The 19,380-nt window shown below is 52.6% G+C and carries 19 protein-coding genes; 4 read left to right on the forward strand and 15 right to left on the reverse strand.

What is annotated here, in order from left to right; translation table 11 throughout:
* Window positions 1–105 precede the first annotated feature (105 nt).
* From FD37_RS11060 to FD37_RS11070, 3 genes are all read left to right on the forward strand, one after another.
* A complete protein-coding gene (locus FD37_RS11060) occupies window positions 106–1,476 on the forward strand; it encodes a DHA2 family efflux MFS transporter permease subunit (protein WP_045806184.1) in 1,371 nt (456 codons plus the stop codon).
* Between the two features lie 232 nt (window positions 1,477–1,708).
* Window positions 1,709–1,903 (forward strand): hypothetical protein, encoded by a 195-nt coding sequence (locus FD37_RS11065; RefSeq protein ID WP_056965307.1) that lies wholly within the window; start codon window positions 1,709–1,711, stop codon window positions 1,901–1,903.
* Window positions 1,900–2,490 carry an ATPase gene (locus FD37_RS11070; RefSeq protein WP_056965308.1) on the forward strand — a complete coding sequence of 197 codons (591 nt, stop codon included), beginning with the start codon at window positions 1,900–1,902 and terminating at the stop codon, window positions 2,488–2,490. Before FD37_RS11065 ends, FD37_RS11070 begins: the two co-directional genes overlap by 4 nt.
* Window positions 2,491–2,604: 114 nt before the next feature.
* On the opposite strand, the gene FD37_RS11075 is transcribed toward FD37_RS11070, so the two are convergent.
* The 5 genes from FD37_RS11075 to FD37_RS11095 all read right to left on the reverse strand — a co-directional run bounded on the left by FD37_RS11075 (window position 2,605) and on the right by FD37_RS11095 (window position 5,974).
* A complete protein-coding gene (locus tag FD37_RS11075; RefSeq protein WP_056965309.1) occupies window positions 2,605–3,063 on the reverse strand; it encodes a GNAT family N-acetyltransferase in 459 nt (152 codons plus the stop codon).
* A gap of 120 nt (window positions 3,064–3,183) precedes the next feature.
* Window positions 3,184–3,459, reverse strand: coding sequence for a hypothetical protein (locus FD37_RS11080; RefSeq protein WP_056965310.1), 276 nt, complete (start codon window positions 3,457–3,459; stop codon window positions 3,184–3,186).
* Between the two features lie 54 nt (window positions 3,460–3,513).
* Window positions 3,514–4,116: a DJ-1/PfpI family protein gene (locus tag FD37_RS11085; protein ID WP_056965311.1), complete on the reverse strand. Its 603-nt coding sequence runs from the start codon at window positions 4,114–4,116 to the stop codon at window positions 3,514–3,516.
* Between the two features lie 145 nt (window positions 4,117–4,261).
* Window positions 4,262–5,110, reverse strand: coding sequence for a hypothetical protein (locus FD37_RS11090; protein ID WP_056965312.1), 849 nt, complete (start codon window positions 5,108–5,110; stop codon window positions 4,262–4,264).
* 183 nt (window positions 5,111–5,293) lie between these two features.
* The gene (locus FD37_RS11095; RefSeq protein WP_056965313.1) at window positions 5,294–5,974 is read right to left on the reverse strand and encodes a Fic family protein; all 681 of its coding nucleotides are present in this window, start codon (window positions 5,972–5,974) and stop codon (window positions 5,294–5,296) included.
* Between the two features lie 338 nt (window positions 5,975–6,312).
* On the opposite strand from FD37_RS11095, the gene FD37_RS11100 reads away from it, so the two are divergent.
* The gene (locus tag FD37_RS11100; protein ID WP_056965314.1) at window positions 6,313–7,233 is read left to right on the forward strand and encodes a hypothetical protein; all 921 of its coding nucleotides are present in this window, start codon (window positions 6,313–6,315) and stop codon (window positions 7,231–7,233) included.
* 482 nt (window positions 7,234–7,715) lie between these two features.
* Here the strand turns inward: FD37_RS11100 and FD37_RS11105 are convergent, their stop codons facing one another.
* The 10 genes from FD37_RS11105 to FD37_RS11150 all read right to left on the reverse strand — a co-directional run bounded on the left by FD37_RS11105 (window position 7,716) and on the right by FD37_RS11150 (window position 19,047).
* Entirely contained in the window at window positions 7,716–9,074 is a 1,359-nt protein-coding gene (locus FD37_RS11105) for an ATP-binding protein (protein ID WP_056965315.1), read from the reverse strand.
* A 253-nt stretch (window positions 9,075–9,327) separates the two neighbouring features.
* On the reverse strand, window positions 9,328–9,591 hold the full coding sequence (locus FD37_RS11110; RefSeq protein WP_056965316.1) for a DUF3781 domain-containing protein: 264 nt from the start codon (window positions 9,589–9,591) through the stop codon (window positions 9,328–9,330).
* A complete protein-coding gene (locus FD37_RS11115; RefSeq protein WP_235807870.1) occupies window positions 9,581–9,838 on the reverse strand; it encodes a hypothetical protein in 258 nt (85 codons plus the stop codon). The genes FD37_RS11110 and FD37_RS11115 overlap by 11 nt, the downstream gene beginning before the upstream one ends.
* A 30-nt stretch (window positions 9,839–9,868) precedes the next feature.
* On the reverse strand, window positions 9,869–10,369 hold the full coding sequence (locus FD37_RS11120) for a cysteine hydrolase family protein (protein ID WP_056965317.1): 501 nt from the start codon (window positions 10,367–10,369) through the stop codon (window positions 9,869–9,871).
* A 39-nt stretch (window positions 10,370–10,408) separates the two neighbouring features.
* Entirely contained in the window at window positions 10,409–10,618 is a 210-nt protein-coding gene (locus FD37_RS11125; RefSeq protein WP_056965318.1) for a hypothetical protein, read from the reverse strand.
* Between the two features lie 138 nt (window positions 10,619–10,756).
* Window positions 10,757–11,449 carry a 2,3-diphosphoglycerate-dependent phosphoglycerate mutase gene (locus tag FD37_RS11130; protein ID WP_056965319.1) on the reverse strand — a complete coding sequence of 231 codons (693 nt, stop codon included), beginning with the start codon at window positions 11,447–11,449 and terminating at the stop codon, window positions 10,757–10,759.
* Between the two features lie 143 nt (window positions 11,450–11,592).
* Window positions 11,593–13,722, reverse strand: coding sequence for an LPXTG cell wall anchor domain-containing protein (locus FD37_RS11135; RefSeq protein WP_056965320.1), 2,130 nt, complete (start codon window positions 13,720–13,722; stop codon window positions 11,593–11,595).
* A 526-nt stretch (window positions 13,723–14,248) separates the two neighbouring features.
* The gene (locus tag FD37_RS11140; protein ID WP_056965321.1) at window positions 14,249–15,949 is read right to left on the reverse strand and encodes an Ig-like domain-containing protein; all 1,701 of its coding nucleotides are present in this window, start codon (window positions 15,947–15,949) and stop codon (window positions 14,249–14,251) included.
* A gap of 432 nt (window positions 15,950–16,381) precedes the next feature.
* Window positions 16,382–17,617: a solute carrier family 23 protein gene (locus tag FD37_RS11145; RefSeq protein WP_056965387.1), complete on the reverse strand. Its 1,236-nt coding sequence runs from the start codon at window positions 17,615–17,617 to the stop codon at window positions 16,382–16,384.
* 317 nt (window positions 17,618–17,934) lie between these two features.
* Window positions 17,935–19,047: an AI-2E family transporter gene (locus tag FD37_RS11150; RefSeq protein WP_056965322.1), complete on the reverse strand. Its 1,113-nt coding sequence runs from the start codon at window positions 19,045–19,047 to the stop codon at window positions 17,935–17,937.
* Between the last annotated feature and the right edge of the window lie 333 nt (window positions 19,048–19,380).

A 19,380-nucleotide genomic window follows, 5' to 3' on the forward strand; every position in this document is an offset into this window, starting at 1 on the left:
CGCGTCCGGGCACCTGCCGGCGTTCGGTTGACAAACCGGCCTGGTCTGCTAACCTAAAGAAGTTGCGCTATTTTACCATTCTTTGAAAGGATTCGATTACATAATATGACGAATAAACGGATTTCTCGGTCATTAATTGTCATGGTGTTTGGGACCTTCTTCGGAATCCTCTGTTCGACACTCATGAATACCGGGCTGCCGCAACTGATGACGGCCTTTCACGTTAGCGAGGCCCAGGTTCAATGGGTCACTAACGGCTATATGCTGGTCAACGCGCTGATGATTCCCGTCAGTGCCTACCTGATCAAGCGGTTCCTGTTCCGCAACCTCTACATCTGGGCTACGGTCATCTTCCTGCTGGGGACCTTGCTGGGGGCGTTCTGCCACCAATTTCTGCTGGTCATCGTCGCCCGCATGATCCAAGCCATCGGGGCCGGGATGATGATGCCCCTGGTCAACGTGCTCGCGATTCGCTACGCGCGGCCCGAGAAAAAGGGCGCCATCATGGGCATCATCGGCCTGGCGTTCAACTTCTCGCCGATCATCGGTCCGACCGTGTCCGGAATCATCCTGGACTACCTCTCCTGGCGCTACCTGTTCATCGTGATTCTGCCGTTTATCCTGGTCACCCTGGTCGCGTCCCTCGTGGTCCTGCCGAAGATTCCGCACAACGAGTCGCCGCGCTTCGACACCCGCGGCCTGCTGCTGATCAGCGTGGGGCTCTGGTCGATCCTGATGGGCCTCTCCAACATCTCGACGGCGGCCTTTCTGAGCTGGCGGGTCGGTGGCCTCCTCCTCATCGGGGTGCTGGTCACCGCCGTCTTCATCCGGTACCAATTGATCCATCCGGAACCGCTGATCAACCTGCACGTCTTTAACCACCGCCAGTTCGTGGTGGCGACGGCCGTCAACATGCTGATTGTGGCCACGATGTACGGGAACACGATCCTGCTGCCCCTCTTGATCCAAACGCTCCAGCACCGCAGCGCCCTGGTCTCCGGCCTGGTCATCCTGCCCGGCGCCCTCCTGACCGGGACCCTTTCGCGGCTGAGCGGCCGGCTGTACGATAAAATCTCCGTCAAACGCCTGGTCTTCCTGGGCCTGGCCATCGACTGTACCGGGACCCTCTTGCAGGCGTTTATCGGGACCAGCAGCTCCCCGGTCGTCTTGGCGCTGTTCCAAGCGGTCCGTCAGTTGGGACTGGTCACCATGCTGATCCCGCTTCAGACGCACGCGCTGGGACTGCTGCCCTACGACATGGTGCCCGACGGCGTGGCGACCTTCAACACGATTCGTCAGGTGGCGGCTTCCTTCGGGACGGCCATCATCATCGCCGTGGTCGCGTTGGTCAACGCCCACGTTGCCGGCGACGGCCACTTAGGTATCGAGGCCGGGTTCCTGGTCTGCCTGTCCCTGTTACTGGCCGCCGTACTGGTTGCGCGGCGCTTGCAATCTCAATTCAAAACGACCCACTAGCGGTCCCCCGCGTAAGAACCAGTCATCCGGCTGGTTCTTTTTAGTTTGGCTAATCACTCCGCTTATTTCAGACACCTTGGCAAAAACGTTACGCCTCGTTCCTCCTAATTGAAGTTGCTTGATAAAGTGACATTGCAAGTGTCTGCTTGCATAGAGAATCAGTTTGATATTTTATGCTATAAATGTTTGCAACACTATTTTAATACAGTATAATAATAGTGAAAGTGAGATGATGACTTTGACGCAACAGGAGTTTACCCACCAGCTGCTGAAACTGACGCAATCGTTAGACATCAACCTCTTAATGAACGCCGCGTCCTACGAGTCCGATGCCAGTCAGAAGGCCGTTTTCGAAGCCCTCTACGACTACGTCTTGGACACCCGCCAGCGCGCGCTCATCGCACGAAAGGACCGGACAGCGCCATGACCCAACCTACATACTTAATTCTCGCGGGCACCAGCGGCGCGGGCAAATCGACCTTCACCGCCACCCAGCCAGAGCTTTTTACCGCCCACCGACGCATCGACGCCAACGACCTTCTGCAAGCCGACCACGGCAACTGGCAGTCGGCCCGGGATCACCGCGCGGCCATCCGCCAAGCCATTCACCAGGTCAAGGACGCCCTGGCTAAACGGGAAACCTTCTACGTTGAGACCGTGCTGGCCAACGACGATCATACCCAACTCGCCCTCATCGAGGACGCCCGGCGCCTGGGCTACCGCGTGGAACTGATCTACATCAGCATTCAGAGTCCGGAGCTGGCGACCCAGCGCATCGCCGCGCGTCAAGCCCAGGGCGGTCCCGGCCAACCACCGGACGTCACCGCCGACCGGTACGGGCAGTCCAGCGCCTACTTCGCGAAGGTCGCGGCCCTGTGTGACGACCTGACCATCTACGACAACACCACCGAGTTTCGCCGGGTCTACCGTGCCGTGGCCGGTCAGGTCGTTAATAACCGGCTGGCCGAGTTTCCCTGGCTGTGGAGCCTCATCGGCGTGGCCCCGTTGAGTTAAGCGCCTTGGCCTCCGCGACAACACCCATGAAACGAGACAAAAACAGGAAGAAAATTCTCGAATGAAGAATTTTCTTCCTGTTTTATTTAAAATTCACGTGATGTCCCCATCAATTTAATTATCTTTGTGCATGGCAAAGTTGGTCAACGCGACCCCCGCCCGGGTCACCTGGTTCTTCCGGACGACCCGATAGCCCTGGTGCTCAAAGAACGGACGGGCCGTGATCGATGCCAGCGTGGTATAGGACGCTGCAGGGGTCATCTGTTCCAGCGTCAGTACCAGCGCGCGGGCGATGCCCTGGCGCTGATGGGTGGCGGCCACGTACAAGCGGTCCAGGTAACCGGCCTCGCTCATATCCGCAAAGCCGACCACCCGTTCAGCGTCCAGGGCCACCAGGGTCCGGTGCCGACACAGGGTGGCCTGCCACGTTGCGCGGGTCGTTACGTCGTCCGGTCCAATCCAGGCTTGGAGCTGTTCCGGCGAGTAGTCCCGCCAATTCACCCGTTCGACCGTGTCTTGAAACAGGGTTCGGACCGCCGTCAAATCGGTCGGTTGATACGCCCTCAAATGCATCGTCGTTCACTCCTTCTCATGACCCTAAAAAGCCGATCCGGAGGGTGTCCGCATCGGCTTAGCCGTCAAAAATTCCAGATAAACAATGTACCACGTTTGGGCCTAAAAACCAAGGGCCGATTACCCGTGGTGGCGCACACCCCGAGCACCCGGCGCATAACGGCGGGGCTGGCCGGCTTGAAGTTGTAACTGCTGCGTTTTCTCGCGTTCGATGCGCAATTGCTGCTTCAAGCGTTGGGTTTGCCAGAAGCCGTGGGCGGCGATGGCCGCCGGAAACGCGCCCGCCGCTACCGTGACCGGTAACAACCAGGGGTGCGCGCGGAACACGTCCCGCATCACGGCTTGATTGGCAGCACGGTCGGCCGCCGTTGGGAATCCGAACTTCAGATGTCGCATGTGATCACCCTCCTTGCCAGCAAGCATACCGCAAAAAGAACATCGTAACCACCATTAATCCTCTGAATAATGATAGGTCAACTCATCAGCAGTATAGGATCGATCCGTGCGCGCTGGCGCAAAGGCCGTCTCTCCAATTTTTAGGCCACAAGTGCGGAGGGTCGCGATGGCAAACTCTCGAAAAAACTGGAAGCTCGAAGTCACAATACCATTGTCGATGACTACCGGCTGTCGTTGAAGATTTTGTTTGGGAATGAAAGGATTCTTAGCATAGGTTTCCTCAAAAATACCACCTGTAAAGTGTGTCTGGGTCAGTAATCCCGCTTTCGCTAAAAGAACGGGTGAGCTAGACATAGCTGCGATTACTGGACGGTGAACCGTATCGAGACGACGTAAGAAGGCCACATTACGTTCATCATCTAAAGGTACGTGATAATTATCAATTCCCGGTAAAATAATCAATGAAGCTTTTAATGGATCAACTTGTGAAAAGTCAGTCTGAGCCATGACCTGTAGGTGCTCTTCACTCTCATACAACCGACGTTCGGCACCTACCGTTGTCATCGTCCAATCCTTTTCAAACGCTAAAGCTTCGACTAATGCTGATACCTCAAAGTAACAAAAACCCGGATATAACATGACCAGAAACTTTTTCATACCCTCGCCTCCAATGTTAAAACCATTATACACGCATTCTCATTATATTTTAATCTTTATTGGTCATCCTTTCTAATCATAAAAAAACAAGCACGTCATGTCTCAACGTACTTGTTAATTAAAATCGCCCTTAAATTTTCTATCTTTAATCCAGCCCGTTCTCCATGCTTCCAACGTAATACCGCTTGCCGTTCACCGTGTAGTCGTTCCAGGTTCCTTGGGAGTCGTAGGTGTCGTCGACCGGGAAGAAGCTTTGGCTGTGCTTCTGGTTCAAGTCCTTGATGGTCAACCGGTAATGGTGCTTGGCCACCTTCTTGTTCGGCATCCCCGCCACGGGCTGCCGGTAGTCAATGGTCGTGGTCCGGCCCTTGACCGTCACCTTGGAGACCTTGACCGCGCTCGTCGGCTGCCAGACCTCGTAAGCCGCTAACCGCCCCTCACTGCCGCTAGGGGAAAACTTGGCCATGGCACTCGCGCTGTAGGCCTGCAGGTAGTTGTCGAGCGTCAGGTAAAAGGCCGCCGGTGTGATCAAGCCCATCTCGTTGGTTTCAAAGCCCGTCCCCTTGCGGAACAGCAGGGTCCGAACGGGGGCCTTCAGGGTCGCCGTCTTGAAGTGGGCCTTGGTGAACGGAATCGAAATCTTCCCGTTGTAGCTTAACTTCTTGAGCCGCTGGTAGTGGACCGCCCCCGACGTGAAGGCCGCCCGAATAACGATGTTGCCCGCTTTGTCTTTATCGGCCTGGGCACCCCCAATCCCGCCAATCGCCAGCAATGACCCCTTCTTTTTCAGCAGTGGCTTGACCTTCTTGCCCGACTTCTGGTAGATGCCCACGTACATGGTCTTCTTCAACCGGACGTAACCGGTGGTGTTCCGTAAATAGGCACTCTTCGCCGTTCCCGGCAAGGTGGTCGCCTGGGCGGTCACGCCACCGCCGACGAATAATCCCACGAGACCCGCGGCAATTGCCAGGGTCCCCTTAACTGATTTTTTCATGAACTGATTCCTCCTCTATCTATCAATTATTTTACACCAGCCATCATTAACCATCGATGTCAAAAATGTAACAAATAGTGTACGCAATTCAATCAATGCTTATCAAATGAATCGCCGCAGAAATCATCTGGGAGAGCGTAAAAAGCGCTGTCCGGTCATTTGGCCGAACAGCGCTTTTGCGAGCTAGTTTTTCGTGAATGGGGTCGTTAACGGTGAATAATGGTTCTGATACGACCGCCGTGGCTGGGCGGCGACCCGGTAGTCCGCCGCTCCCCAGACCGCGTTGCGGTAGAGCCACTGTTTGAGCGCCAGGGCCCGGCCCGCACGACGGTACTGATCCAGTTGGCGGAGGTACCAGTCCAGCCGGTCCAGCGGCGGCAGGAGGAGCCCCGCCCCCGCGGCCATCATCAGGCCGTTGGCCGCGACCCAGGCCGTGCGCTGGTTTCCGTCCGCAAACGGTCGCCAGCGTGATAGGTACAAAGCCAGGTCCATCGCCCGTTCGGTGGCCGACCGCGGCGTCGTCAAAATGGCGGTCAGCTGCCGTAGCGTCTGGTCGCGTCGCGGAATCGGGAGATCCCCCGCTTCCCCGGGTAACGCGGTTGGCCGCAACTCACCTGGCCCCACCGTCCCGGTGCTGATCAGCTGGTTGACCGCCAGCACGTCCACGGCTGTCAGCGGCGTGGCCCGGTCCGCCATCCCCTGGTAGGCGCGGGCTAAGTGTTGAGCCGCTGGTGCGTCGGCGGCCAGGTCGGCCGCGCCGAAGCCATCCAAGCGTCCGGCGACCGTGATCAATGACGGTAGGTGCTGCGTCACCCAGGCCGTTTCCGCCGTTTGGTCGAACGCGTAGTTATCTGGAAAATTCATTCGTTACCCCTCCTCGTTGCAGTTCTCTTAATGGGAGCCGCTTAGTTTCACCCCGTTATCATAACTATCCTTAAGGAATAAGACAAGCTAGCCAACAAAGTATTTTATATCCCAATCGTCTCTCCGTTACCGGCCACGCGAACCCAGTAGCTGTCGTCGTCCTCACCACCGGAAGAAATGTCGAAATCATATTCTCCGGGAAATAGGCCACCACGGTCCCGGCCATCCGTAAGGGGGGACCGGCTCTTTTGTCCCGCGCACCCTGTAATTTTAGGTGACAAAATCCTCCGAAATTTCGTTAGTAGGGGTAATACCCTAAATTTTTCGGAGGATTTTTTATGCTGATCAAGACACAATACGTGGCCTTACGCCTCAACCTCATTCGAAAGTACCGGCTCAATCCCACCCTCGCGGTCATTTATAGTGCCCTGATCGACCGGATGCTCTCCAGTCGTCGTCAGGGGCGCCACTTTTTTGATGCCGCTCGGCAGGCCTACTTTGTGAACTACACCCTCCCCGAAATGGCGGCGACCTATTTCATTAGTCCCCGGACGGTTCAACGGGCTTACGACCACCTGGAGGAGCTGGGACTTTTGCTGAAAAAGCACCGGCGCAACGCCAGCGATTGCCTGTTTTTGCCCGAGATGGAAGGCTGGCTGTACGCCCACCAGGACAAATTGGCGCGGCCAGCCTGGTCAGTTTGTCCAGCTAATCACTTGACCTTGAATCAGTCTTTTAAAAGCACCTTCAAAACACTCAATACCAGCCAACCCCCGCGCGCTTCTATGCTGGCAACGACACCCGAGACTCGCCAACCGGCCGCGACGCCGTCTCCGCTGACCCCATCTGACGATCAGTCAACCGAAACCTTACTGACCCGCCTGGAATTTACGAACCTCACCCAGTCGCTGACGACCATGGGGGGAATCCCCGCCGCGACCGCTCAACTGATGGCGGCCTTGGCCGATCACGACCACGCACACCTCTACGAGATGGCCCGGGTCATTTACCAAGCGAAGGCGGCGGTCTGCCGCATGGCCGAAACGCAACTGGGCCTTTCCGGACGTTTAGCCACCCGCTTAGAACATAACGCCCTGTTGCTTGACAACTTGCACGCGGCGGTCGCCCGCATCATTCCCGCGGCCTACCGTAAGAATCGCCAAGCCTGGCAGGGATACGCCTATGTGGCTTTCCGGCGGTTCTTTGAAGAGGCGGCCAATGCGTGGCTGCGGGAACAAAGAAAGGTGCTGAGCTCATGAAGATTGCGTATCACCCCTTGACCATGACGAAGCCAGCCCGCCGTGTTAACGAACAAAAATTGTGAGGTCGCTGCTCTTCAAACTGGTGACAAGTCCACCACATCAAGTTGCCAATTTCTTGGCCACTCACATCTTTCTCAAACGTGTGCTTATCAGCCGTACTGAAATCGTACGACGCTTAACATCAAACACATATGAAAATATGGCGGGCAACTTTGAAAATCAAATAAAATTTATGAGTGGAGACAAGTAAACTATGGCGAGTTTTTTCGTCATTCCATTTCAAAATAAAGAGCATCGACCAACTACAGTCGATACCCTAAAATTAAGTTCTATTATTGCTAGTACCCCGATAATTTAATTGGACCACAGTCGCCAGCTACCCGTACCCAGTAACTCCCATTATCTAAGACAATATCTCCCGGTATCTCCCGGTATCTCCCGGTATCTCCCGGTATCTCCCGGTATTCTTCGATGAAACATCACTTATTAGCAACTGGATGAACTAATACGTATCTAGTTGAGGGACCTGCACCTATCTTTTTTAGAATATCTGCATCAACTAGCTGTTTTAAATATTTATTAGCTTGACTTCCCTTTACTTCTAAAAGTAATTCTGCAATTGCTCTAGTAATATACGGATGATCTTTCAAATATTCAACAATATGTCCCTGTTCCTCAAAAACAATTTTCAATTCAGAATCAGTTGAGATAACGTTAGGAAACGTTGGCCTAGACGCTCGTCCCTTGTAATTTAGATTTGGTAGCTGAACTTTGACAAAATCCTCACTCGTTTCGAACTCGGGTGCTTTATTTTCGTCAGTATAACTACTCAAAATTCTTCTAATTCCTGTCCCATAGTCCTCAATATATTTCAGCTTATTAAGCACCTTAACGACCTGCGGATTTCTCGGAAGTGTTTGTCCTGCCAAGACTGCTTTTAACTTCATCCCACCAGGTAACGGCCCCGGGGACATAATGGTTAACCGATCATCAAAAATTTCAATTTGCACAGGTGCTTCACTGAAGTAAGACCGATGCACAATCGCATTAATCACGGCTTCACGAATAGCAACGCTTGGATAACTCCTCTTTTCTTCTCGCATTGGTTGTCCTGTAATTCGAGCAGATAGGGGATTATTGAGATCAATATATGTCAAAACATCGTCGATTTGTTTTGGTAAACATCCTCTAAATTCTCGTCGATCTTTGAATTGATCGACCGTTACACCATCAAAAATAGCAACCTTAACCGAAAAACTGTTTTGATTACTCATTAGAAATGCGACATTTGTAAACTGACCTTGTGGGGTAAAGAATCCTAAGGCGTTGGCCTTAAAATTCAATTTTTCTCGTTTAAAAATACTTTCAATTTCATCAAATTGCAGCCTTTGAGTAGAAGATATTGAGGCATCAAATGAACTTAGGTCCTGGAGTGCCATCATTTTAGTCACTCGTTCCTGGGAAGCTTTAACTGATTCCGAACCATTTCTAACATAGACTCTACCATCCAAAAAATACGGTTTGGCTTCCCCAGGATTAACTTCAATACAGAAGAGTTTCTGATCCGTCCGCACATGCACGATACCTACCGGACTAGGGTAATAGGTTGAGCTTGATAACCAACGCCCCACTTGTTCCTCAACTTCATGCTTTTCGTTATCCGTATAAAGATGTGTGATTTGACGGCTCTTGTCATTCACGCCAAAATAAATGTAGGCTGTTTGCGACCCGTTTAAAAAGGCCGCAATTTCCTTTTTACACTTTTCATTGAAGATTTCTTTATATTCGATGGTTTCATTTTCTACTGGAAATGGTTGAACGTCATCAAAACCTAGCACAGCTGTCACCCCACCCTTTTATATTAAATTATACCTCGCCATCAAGATAACATCATTCCATGATCACTTATAACAGTCCCCATAAAAGATTAATCACCTTTAACTCCCCAGAAGAAATCGATAAACCGACGGATTTATATCAAATTGTTTTTTACACCTATTGCTCAAAATACGGAAATCCATTCGCATAAGCAAAAGAGGTCATCCGGCTAAAGCTAGCTGAATGACCTCTTTTAATTTTTTAACCCACTATCTATTTAAGCCGGTCTGCCGTAATCAACCGAAAATTAAACGAATTAATCGTCAATTGAGTACTATAGGCTAAACCACTAACATAGTAGTTCTTCCCTCGTTTTTCAACGGTTGTTTGATCGTCAATCAAGATATCCTGTACCAATTTTTCAATCTCAGGCCGTGACAACTCAATCTTTAACTTCTTATTAACCCGCTGATAAACTAAATCGGTATAACAAACTTGTCGCTTAATCGCCGCAAGTAGTTCCGAATTAGCTAGCATCCGCGTCTTCCTGCACAAACGTGTGCTTGTCATCCAGCACATACTGGAACTGCACGGTGTTCAACATCAAGCTCGCGCGGAACAACGCCTTGATTCCCTGTTCGTTACTCATAACCACAAAAAACTCCCGATCAGTGCCACTGACCCGTTGGAAGTCCTCGTACTCGCCCTTATACCCCTCTTTGCGGAACAGCGCGATAATCTTCATCATTTCAACTTGCGTAACTTCTTTAGCTGCCAAATTCAATCTCTTTTCTTCTCTTATAGTTGTGTTCAATTACTCTTCGATAAACTCTAGGAACCGATGATTCCATATCCGTTCCTGATAAAAGTCCAGTGTCTTTTCCGCCGTCATGAACGAATTGTCCGTCGTCGTGGTCAGACCCCGGACCATTTCTAGTTGATAGCCTAGCCCGTGAGCCATTTTAATCGTGGCATCCACGCAGAATTCCACTTGGGCACCACAGATTTCTAACGATTGAATGCCGCGTTGCTGCAATTGCTGTTTTAAATCAGTCTGATAAAAGGAATTAGCATGTGTTTTTTGAATTCGGATATCTTGTGCATCTACCGTAAGTTCAGAAATAATCTGCCACGCAGTTTGTTCCCGAATGAGATCCTCATCGTTGTGCTGAACAAAAACAACAGGCTTTTTATCTAAACGATAGCGCGCCAGCCTTTGCTGAATGCCTACAATCACTTGTGGTAATCGTGCCAGTGGTTGGTCACCATGACAAACCCCATTCTGCATATCAATAATCATCAGTGCATCTGCCATACCGAAACCTCCTGAGTTTGTCTAAACACATCACCAGTTCTATCCGTTATTTTCCATCTCCACTAATTTATCTTCAATCAATTGATTAGCTATCCCGAAAGCCTTCAACCGCCGTTTAGCCAAGGTTAGCTGGGACTTATACCGACTAGGATTCTCTTTAGCTTCAAAGGTCTTCACGACCTCCCGAATCTTATGCAAAGTTGAGTCAATCTGACGCTTAGCTTCTAGTAATTCGTCAACATCATACATGAAAAGAGGCCTCCTTCGAACGGTCTCAAGTAATCTAAATTCAACGACCAAAAGTGACCAATTGGTGACCACTGGTGTCATTTTTCCCCACGAAAAAGCCGACCCTGCCTAAGCCGGATCGGCCTTAACTAAGTTGGACTACTTGCCCAACTTAGTCTTGTTCGTCATGTTTAACTTGTCATCGAAGTCGTAGACCACTGGTTCACCAGTTGCCATTTCAAGATTCATGATGTCGTCATCAGAAATCCGTTCGATGTACTTGCTTAAAGCACGTAATGAGTTCCCATGGGCTGCGATGATGACGTTCTTGCCATCCAGCAACTTAGGAGCGATTTGGTCTTCCCAGAATGGCATAACCCGTTCCAAGGTAACCTTCAAGTTTTCCCCACCAGGGACGATGTTTGGATCCAAGTCAGCGTAACGACGGTCGTTCACAGCGGAACCTTCGTCGTCAGCGCCCAACAGTGGAGGAAGGACATCGTAAGAACGACGCCAGATGTGCACTTGGTCGTCCCCATACTTTTCAGCCGTTTCCTTCTTGTTTAAGCCTTGTAATGCGCCATAGTGCCGTTCGTTCAAACGCCACGTCTTCGTTTCTGGAATCCAAAGTTGGTCGGATTCTTCCAAAACGTAGTGTAACGTCTTGATGGCCCGCTTCAATACAGAAGTGTAAGCGTAATCGAATTCCAAGCCGGCTTCCTTAACCTTCTTACCAGCCGCCTTTGCTTCTTCGACACCCTTTTCACTCAAGTCAACGTCAACCCAGCCAGTGAACTTGTTTGCAAGGTTCCATTCACTTTGGCCGTGGCGAATCAGTACTAATTTTGCCATTCCTTAGACCTCTTTCTTTCGTAGAATACCTTGTTATTTTACACCATCTCCCCCAAAATTTCAGCTATATTCCCGTTTTTCACAAGGTTCCCTTTCCCAAGGCCATAAAAAACGCCTGACCGTTGCCAGTCAAGCGTTTTCATTTAGTTCAGCGGCTTGTGGAACCAGCCAAACAGTCCTAAGCCGATCAGCGAAATCAGACCAATGATGACGGCCAATGGCGACTGTTGTTCACTCGTTTGTGGCAACTCACCGGTTGCCGCAGCACCAGTCGTACCAGTCCCTTGACCATTACCAATTGCCGCACTGCCGGCAGTTCCATCACTCGGCGTGCCAGTCGCACCAGCACTGCCCTGACCTGGTTGCATCACACCTGGTGTCGTCACACTAGGCGTTCCAGGCGTAACCGGCGTGGCCGTTCCTGGAATCGCAGGAGTCGTTGGCGTGGTTGGCGTCGTAGTTCCTGGAATCGACGGATTCGTGGGAGTCGTCGGACCGGTTGGTGGCGTTGGTTCACCAGGCGCGCTAGGTCCAGTTGGCGTCGTTGGCCCAGTTGGTGGCGTTGGTTCGCCAGGCGCACCAGGTTCAGTGGGCGTCGTTGGCTCAGTTGGTGGCGTTGGTTCGCCAGGCGCACCGGGTTCAGTGGGCGTCGTTGGCCCAGTTGGTGGCGTTGGTTCGCCAGGCGCACCGGGTTCAGTTGGTGTCGTTGGACCGGTTGGTGGTGTTGGTTCACCAGGGTTACCAGGCTCAGTTGGGCCGGTTGGTGGCGTTGGTTCACCAGGTTCACCAGGGTTACCAGGTTCACCTGGCGTCTTTTCGTCAGTCACCGTGACCGTTGCATTCTGGTTCCCGGTTTCAGGAATCGTGAATTCAATCGGTTTTTCATTCACTTCATAGCCTTCGGGTGCTTGCGTTTCAATCAACGTATATGTCCCGGCGGCTAATCCTGGAATGTACAGGTGACCTTCGTTATCCGTGACCATGTTTTCCTTGATCACTTTTCCAGTGGCATCAACGAGCTTGAAGACCGCACCAGGCAACGCCTGACCATCGGCTCCTTTCTTATTGACCGTCACGGAACCCTTATCTGGGACACCACCCAAGTCAGTGTCCTTGTTATCAATTGCACTGACCGTTACTGGCGTGGTGACGCCGGCCACAATCGTAAAGTCATGTGGCGTGGTGTTCACGGTGTAGCCGGCAGGTGCTGAGACTTCAACCAAGGAATAATTTCCAGGATTCATGCCCTTCACACTAAGTTGACCGTTGTCATCCGTGACCAGTTCAGGGATAACCACGTTCCCCTTGGCATCCAACAGCTTGTAGACCGCACCGGCCAGCTTTGAGCCATCAGGCGCCGTCTTATTCAAAATCACGGAGCCTAGGGCGTCACCGCTACCGCTACCGCTACCGCCCCAAGAAACGGTCGCACTGACAGTCCCACCGTTAGATGAGTACGCGGTGTTCGTCCACTTGCCATCATTGTCGGTCAGCTGAGGCTTGGTCTTATAGGTCATATCAACGGCTTTTTCCACATTCTTAAACGTAAAGGTAATGGTTTGACCGTTGACCGAGACGTCAGGCGTTAAGGACCCGCCGTCCGGGATAAAGTTCCCCTTGGCATCGTAATCACCGGTTGGGGCGACCACACTGCCGGGAATAAACGTCTGGTTCGGGCCTAACGTATCGGTAATCGTGATGGTCCCGATAGAAGCACTCTTAGAGTTAAAGGCCACGTTCCAGGTCAGTTCCGTGGGAGTTCCTTTACTGTCTTGCCCAGAGATCCAGCCAATCTTATTGATGGTCCAACCGCTACCGTGGTTGTTGTTATCATTGGAACCCGTCGCATGAAACGATAGGCTCCCCGTCCGATTAGCCGCATTATCGGCAGCCTCGTTGTAGGTAATGGTTCCCGTTGAAGAACCGGCTTGAATCTTGAAGGTTCCGACAACGGTCCCATTTGCATCCTTGATATCAAACGAAATATCGGCGTTCGGTTCTAGACCGGCTGGGACGGTAACGGTTGAGGTATTCCCCGCAACTTTCACGCCATCTGGAATCGACCAGTTATAGTTGACCGTATAATCTTGATACTTATTAAATGACGTACTGTTCGTCACGTTCTGGCCGTTGGCATCCTTGATGATCGCATCGGCGGCACCCAATCCAGAAACCTGAATCTCGGCCGCATGGGTCGTCACGGGGCTAGTCAGCGCTGTTCCAAACAGAAGCGCCATGAATCCAATGAACAATGCATAAATAACTTTACGCATCATCACCCCTCCTTCATTGATAAATCATTCATTCAGTCTCGCGAAACGGTCACCTCCCAAATAGATAACCCAGTCTTTTCATTATCAATACTTCAACGATAAAGTATTTCTCTTCACTCTCAATTCAAGGATAAAGCAGGTACGAAATGGTTTAAAAAATATCCAATCCATCATCCCCTGGTTAGGCCATTTTGGGCCCACAACTAAATCTATTAGTCGCTAAAGGGTTGCCAACCGTTCTTTCACGTCAACCAAGCCCATTCCTGGCTTAAATCAAGCGAGAAATGGGCCTTATTATCTACAATCCTGCATCGATCCTAGAAACTTTAGCATAGGGGGGCACGAGGCGCTTGGAAGAGGGGTGAGCCGATACGCATATGTCACCTAAATGCCCCTTGAGTTGACTACCTTCTCATTCCCGATCACCAGAATATCATCCCTCCATGTTTATTTGAAATGTAAACAGCCCCTACCAAAAAAACTCCCCAATTTCTGGAGGGCTGGTTGAACATTCACTACTTTAGTTCTAGAGTTGACGCTTCCACAGCCAGAAACTAAGGCCAATCAACAGTGCCACACCAACTGCCACGGCGAGGTCATCCGTCCCCTCGTTCGTCTGCGGCAAACGTTTTTGCATCCGTTGGCTTGCCGCAACCTTTGGCAGGGTCGTCCCCACTCGGATTGCTTTGACCGTCGACTGGTCAGTCGCAGTTGGCGTAAAGCTTGTTTTAGTGCGTGACTGGACTGATGCCGGTTGTACCGACGTGACTGGCGTCGCTGAATTACCAGGCATCATTTGATGAGGCATTGTGGTCGTTACTGCCCGCGGCGTCACTGCAAATTCGGACCACCGTTGAGACTTCCTAGTTGTCAAAATCCCTTTCGTTGAACCAATTGGCGCAATCGTGTGCCGGTTATCGCCGGTTGTTGCAACGTGACTGGTTGCTGGATCACTCGGTGTCGTTGGATCAGTCGGCGTTGAATTGTCCGTCGACGTGCCGGTTGTTGAAGTCGTCGTCGCCGGATCACTCGGTGTCACTGGATCACTTGGCGTCTTAGCCGTTGACGTCGAGGTTGCCGTCGACGTGCCGGTTGTTGAAGTCGTTGTCGCCGGATCACTCGGTGTCACTGGATCACTTGGCGTCTTAGTCGTCGACGTCGAGGTTGCCGTCGACGTGCCGGTTGTTGAAGTCGTCGTCGCCGGATCACTTGGCGTCACTGGATTACTTGGCGTCTTAGCCGCCGACGTCGAGGTTGCCGTCGACGTGCCGGTTGTTGAAGTCGTTGTCGCCGGATCACTCGGTGTCGTTGGATCACTCGGCGTTGCGACCGGTATCAAATTGTCGCTAGCGGAACCCGCACCGCCCCAGGCAATCTGGGCGGTCACGTTTCCCGCATCCTTCCCGGAGATTGCTGCATTGTTGGTCCAGACTTGGCCAGTCCCCGTGATGGTTGGGATTGCATTATACGTCATATTTACTGCCGTATTCACGTTGGTAAACAGAAATGTGAGTTGGTTCCCCGCAGTGGTCACGGCCGGCGTAGCTGCCTGCCCGTCGCTCACAAGGGTCCCGGTACTATCGTAAGCCCCATCCGTTGCCACGACACTCCCCGGGACATAGGTCTGATTAGGTCCCAGCGTATCGGTAATCGTCACATTTCCCAGCGATTGACTGGCGGCGTTAAACGCCACGTTCCAGGTCAGTAAAGTGGGTTGGCCCGTCGGGTTACGGTTAACGATCCACCCAATCTTGTTAATGGACCAATCGTTGTGGATGTGCGTAGACCCCGTTGTCCCTTGCGTGTACAGGGAAAGGGTCCCAGCCAGATTGTCCGTATTACTTGGTCGCCCATTAAAAGTAATGGTCCCACTCGTGGCCCCCTTTTGGATGGTAAACGTCCCGACGGTTTGCCCCGTCTTCGTTACTAAAGGCAGGTCTAAAGTACTATTCGCGGTCAGACCATCTGGCAATGTGACCGTCGTGGTATCCCCGTTTGCCACCTTGACGCTGTTCAGGACGGACCACTGATAATTGACCTGATAATTTTCCCATTGACTATAGTTACCTGTAACGGGTTGGCCCGTTGTATCCGTCACGGTCGCGTCATTATTTTGCAAGCCGGTGGCCGAAATGGTCGCCGCCTGCCCAATCGTCGGTAACCCTAAGACACAGACCGCAGCTGCCGTAACCGTCAGGACCAGACGCTTCTTTACAACCTTTTCCATGAAAATGTCTCCCCCTCAACAAATCGCATCTTTTCGAAAAATCCTGATGCTGTAACTGCCACCTCCCCTGAATGACTACATCCACTATATGAGTCATAGGAAGACTAGTCGTGTATTTTAACGTCTAATCCACAGGTTAAATTAATGCCGCGCCAAAACCACCCAGCAACTGGATTACCCGATCAATTAACCAGGTTAGGCGTGGGGCGCTTGAGCGCCCGTTCCAGCAACCGGTATCGGGAGACAAAGAGCCCGGGACAAAAGTCTCAGGCTCCTTAGTGTCTCCGAATATTTAGTGTCGAAACGTGCGTCCAAAGGCAGCTGGTTCCGCTTAACCCCATAAATCAAGCAATCCAAGTTCAGGACTGTCCGTCTTACGCCGTTAATGCTCACCAGCTAACCACAAGACTTTTGTCCCACTCTCCCCTGGTCTTAGGCAATGTGTTTCGTTTCTTCAGAGCGTGCCTGTTGCGGTAGAATCAGGTTCAATAAAATGCCGACCACAGTCGCGACCCCAATCCCAGTAAACTGAAAGGTTCCGATCTGCAGGTAAGCGTTGCCGATGCCAATGACTAAGATGACCGATCCAATCATCAAGTTGCGTTTCAGGTTGAAATCAACCTTGTGTTCCACCAAGATTCGCAGACCACTAGCGGCAATGACCCCGAACAGCACGAAGCTGATTCCGCCAATGACCGGTCCGGGCACGGTCTGAATCAGCGCGCTTAACTTACCCACGAAGCCGAACAGCGCCGCGAAGACCGCCGCCCCGACGATGACGTAAACACTGAAGATTTTGTTGACGGCCATAACCCCGATGTTTTCCCCGTAAGACGTAATCGGCACCCCGCCGACCAGGCCGGCGAAGATCGACGCGGTCCCGTCACCGGCGAGCGTCCGGTGCAGGCCGGGATTCTTGAAGAAGTCCCGGTGGGTCAGCTCATCGAGGACCATGATGTGGCCCAGGTGTTCGGCCATGGTCACGAAGGCGATCGGCGCGAAGCTCAGGATGGCGTCCCAGTAGATCTGCTTGGGGTGGTAGCTGATGAAGGGAAATTCAAACGCGGGCAGCTGCAGCCACGGCGTGCTGGCCACCTTGGAAAAGTCCACGATGCCCAGGACCATCGACAGGACGTACCCGGCGACGATGCCCAGCAGGATCGCGATGTTGCTCCAGAAGCCCTTGAGGTACATATTGAAGAGCACCGTCAGCAGCAACGTGAACATGGCGATGCCGAAGTATTTGAGGTCATAATGCCCATGGTTCATCATCGCGTTGGTCGCCGCGCTGCCGGCCACCGACATCCCGATGACCACCACGACGGGCCCGACCACGATGGGAGGCAGGGCCTTATCGATCCAGTCGGACCCAAAGGCCCCCACCAGGCTGGCCACGATCAGGTAGACCAGCCCCACGGCGATCGTCCCCTGCGCGACCCCCGCGTACCCGGCGGCCTTCATCAGCGCGATGCTGGGCACGATGAAGGAAAAGCTGGAACTCATGTAGGCCGGGATGCGGCCCTTGGTGATCAGGATATGTAGGATGGTCCCCACCCCGGAACTGAACAAGGCGATGCTGGGGTTCAAGCCCACCAGTAAGGGCACCAGAACGGTCGACCCAAACATCGAAAATAAGTGCTGTAATGATAAAAAGATCCAACCAGGCATGGCCGGCCGTTCGTAAACGTCCAAGACCGCCTCGGGGTTGCGATAATCGTGTTTCTCTGCCACGACGAACTCCTCCTCAGATATGCCGGGCCCTCACCGGAGCCCATTTTTGTCCAAAAAAATAGTCCTCTATCCCGTGACAAACGAAAATAGAGGGCTTGCGCCGTATCCTTACCAGCCTCACGGGACTAAAGTTAAAGGACTATTTAATTGATTTATCAACACTATAGCCACTCGGCTGCGCGTTGTCAACGACTCCTAAAAAACGCCTGGTCGGTGCGACCCCGCGGTCATCACTGTCCAAGCGTTTTACCAATTTATTTTTTGGGTGAGTCGTCCTGCTGGTCCTCGCCATCCCCGCGATGACCGATGTGCTCGCGGCCGTACTGCCGGAGCTTATCCACGTCGACCCCCGGGTGCAGGCCGTGGACCGGCCGAACTCCCAGAATGTCCAGGAAGAAGGTGAAGATCGGCACCCCGACGATCAGGCCCCAGACGCCGAAGAGTTGTTCGCCGGCCAACAGCACCACGAAGGTGTAGAAGATCGGCAATTCCGTGCGGCTAGACATGAACTTGGGGTTCAACACGTAGGCCTCTAAGGTGTGGACCACGATGACCATGATCAGGATGTACAGCACGTAGCGGTACCCGCCGACCGAGTAACCCAGGATGGTCAGCGGCACCAGCGATACGATGACCCCGGCCACGGGAATCAGACTCAGCACGAAGACCATGATGGCCAGCGTCGGCAGTTGGGGCATCTGCATGATGGCCAGGATGATGGTCGTGATGACCGTGTTGCACAAGGCGATGAACAGTTGGGCCTCTAAAACGACGCCGAACGTGTTCACGAATTTATCGGCGAAGAACTTCACGTCCTGGAAGAACCAGTCGTAGGTGCTGGTCAAGAAGCGCTTCGAGAAGGCCGCCATCTGTTGGTCCTCGATGGTAAAGAAGAAGCTCAGGATCATCGACATGAACAGCGTGACGCCAAACGACCCGATCGTCGACAGGTAGGTCAGGACCACCTTGGCGCTATTCTGGACCTGGCCGATCAGGTCGGAGGTGCTGATGTAGTTGGTGACCCACTTGGCGATCTGACTGGTGTCGTTGTCCGGGTTCTGGTAGAAGCGGTAGAGCTTCTCGATTCCCTTGACCGACGAGTTCACAATCTGCGGCAGGAAGGTGGTGACGGCCCAGTACAGGCCCCCCAGCACCAGCACATAGGTCAAAATCACGATGAGTTGCGCGGGAATTTTGACGTGGCGGCGAATAAACTTCACGACCTTCAGCACCATAAAGGTGAAGATAAACGTCAATAGGATCATGTTCATCTCGCTGCGGACCAGCCACAGGACGAAGATGAGCAGTGCCAACACCACGAACCGGCGCAGGCGGACATTTTCAATAAAACGTTGCCATAGACTCACGTTGGAACCCCCAATTCAGTATCCCGGGTGGAACCACGCCCCACCCGCATAATACGTTCATTATACCGCAGCCGGGTGAATTCCCTAAGGATTTCCACGCGAGCGTGAGATAAAAATGATTAAATTGGTCGTTGACCATCGCTCCACGCCGGCGAGCAAGATGGTCGCTGGTAACAGCCAGGATGGCTGGCAACTCGGCGGTAGCTGGCGCGCCGTTCTGTCGGCTTCATTTTCCCGAGGTGGGCACGATTCCGAAACCTCGCCAAGGGCGCGAGTTTCCGGAACTCGGCCTGATTGTAAGCCGGCAAAGGACGCCGACTAACAATCATGTCA

This window comes from Levilactobacillus spicheri DSM 15429 (assembly GCF_001435095.1).
Taxonomy (GTDB): domain Bacteria; phylum Bacillota; class Bacilli; order Lactobacillales; family Lactobacillaceae; genus Levilactobacillus; species Levilactobacillus spicheri.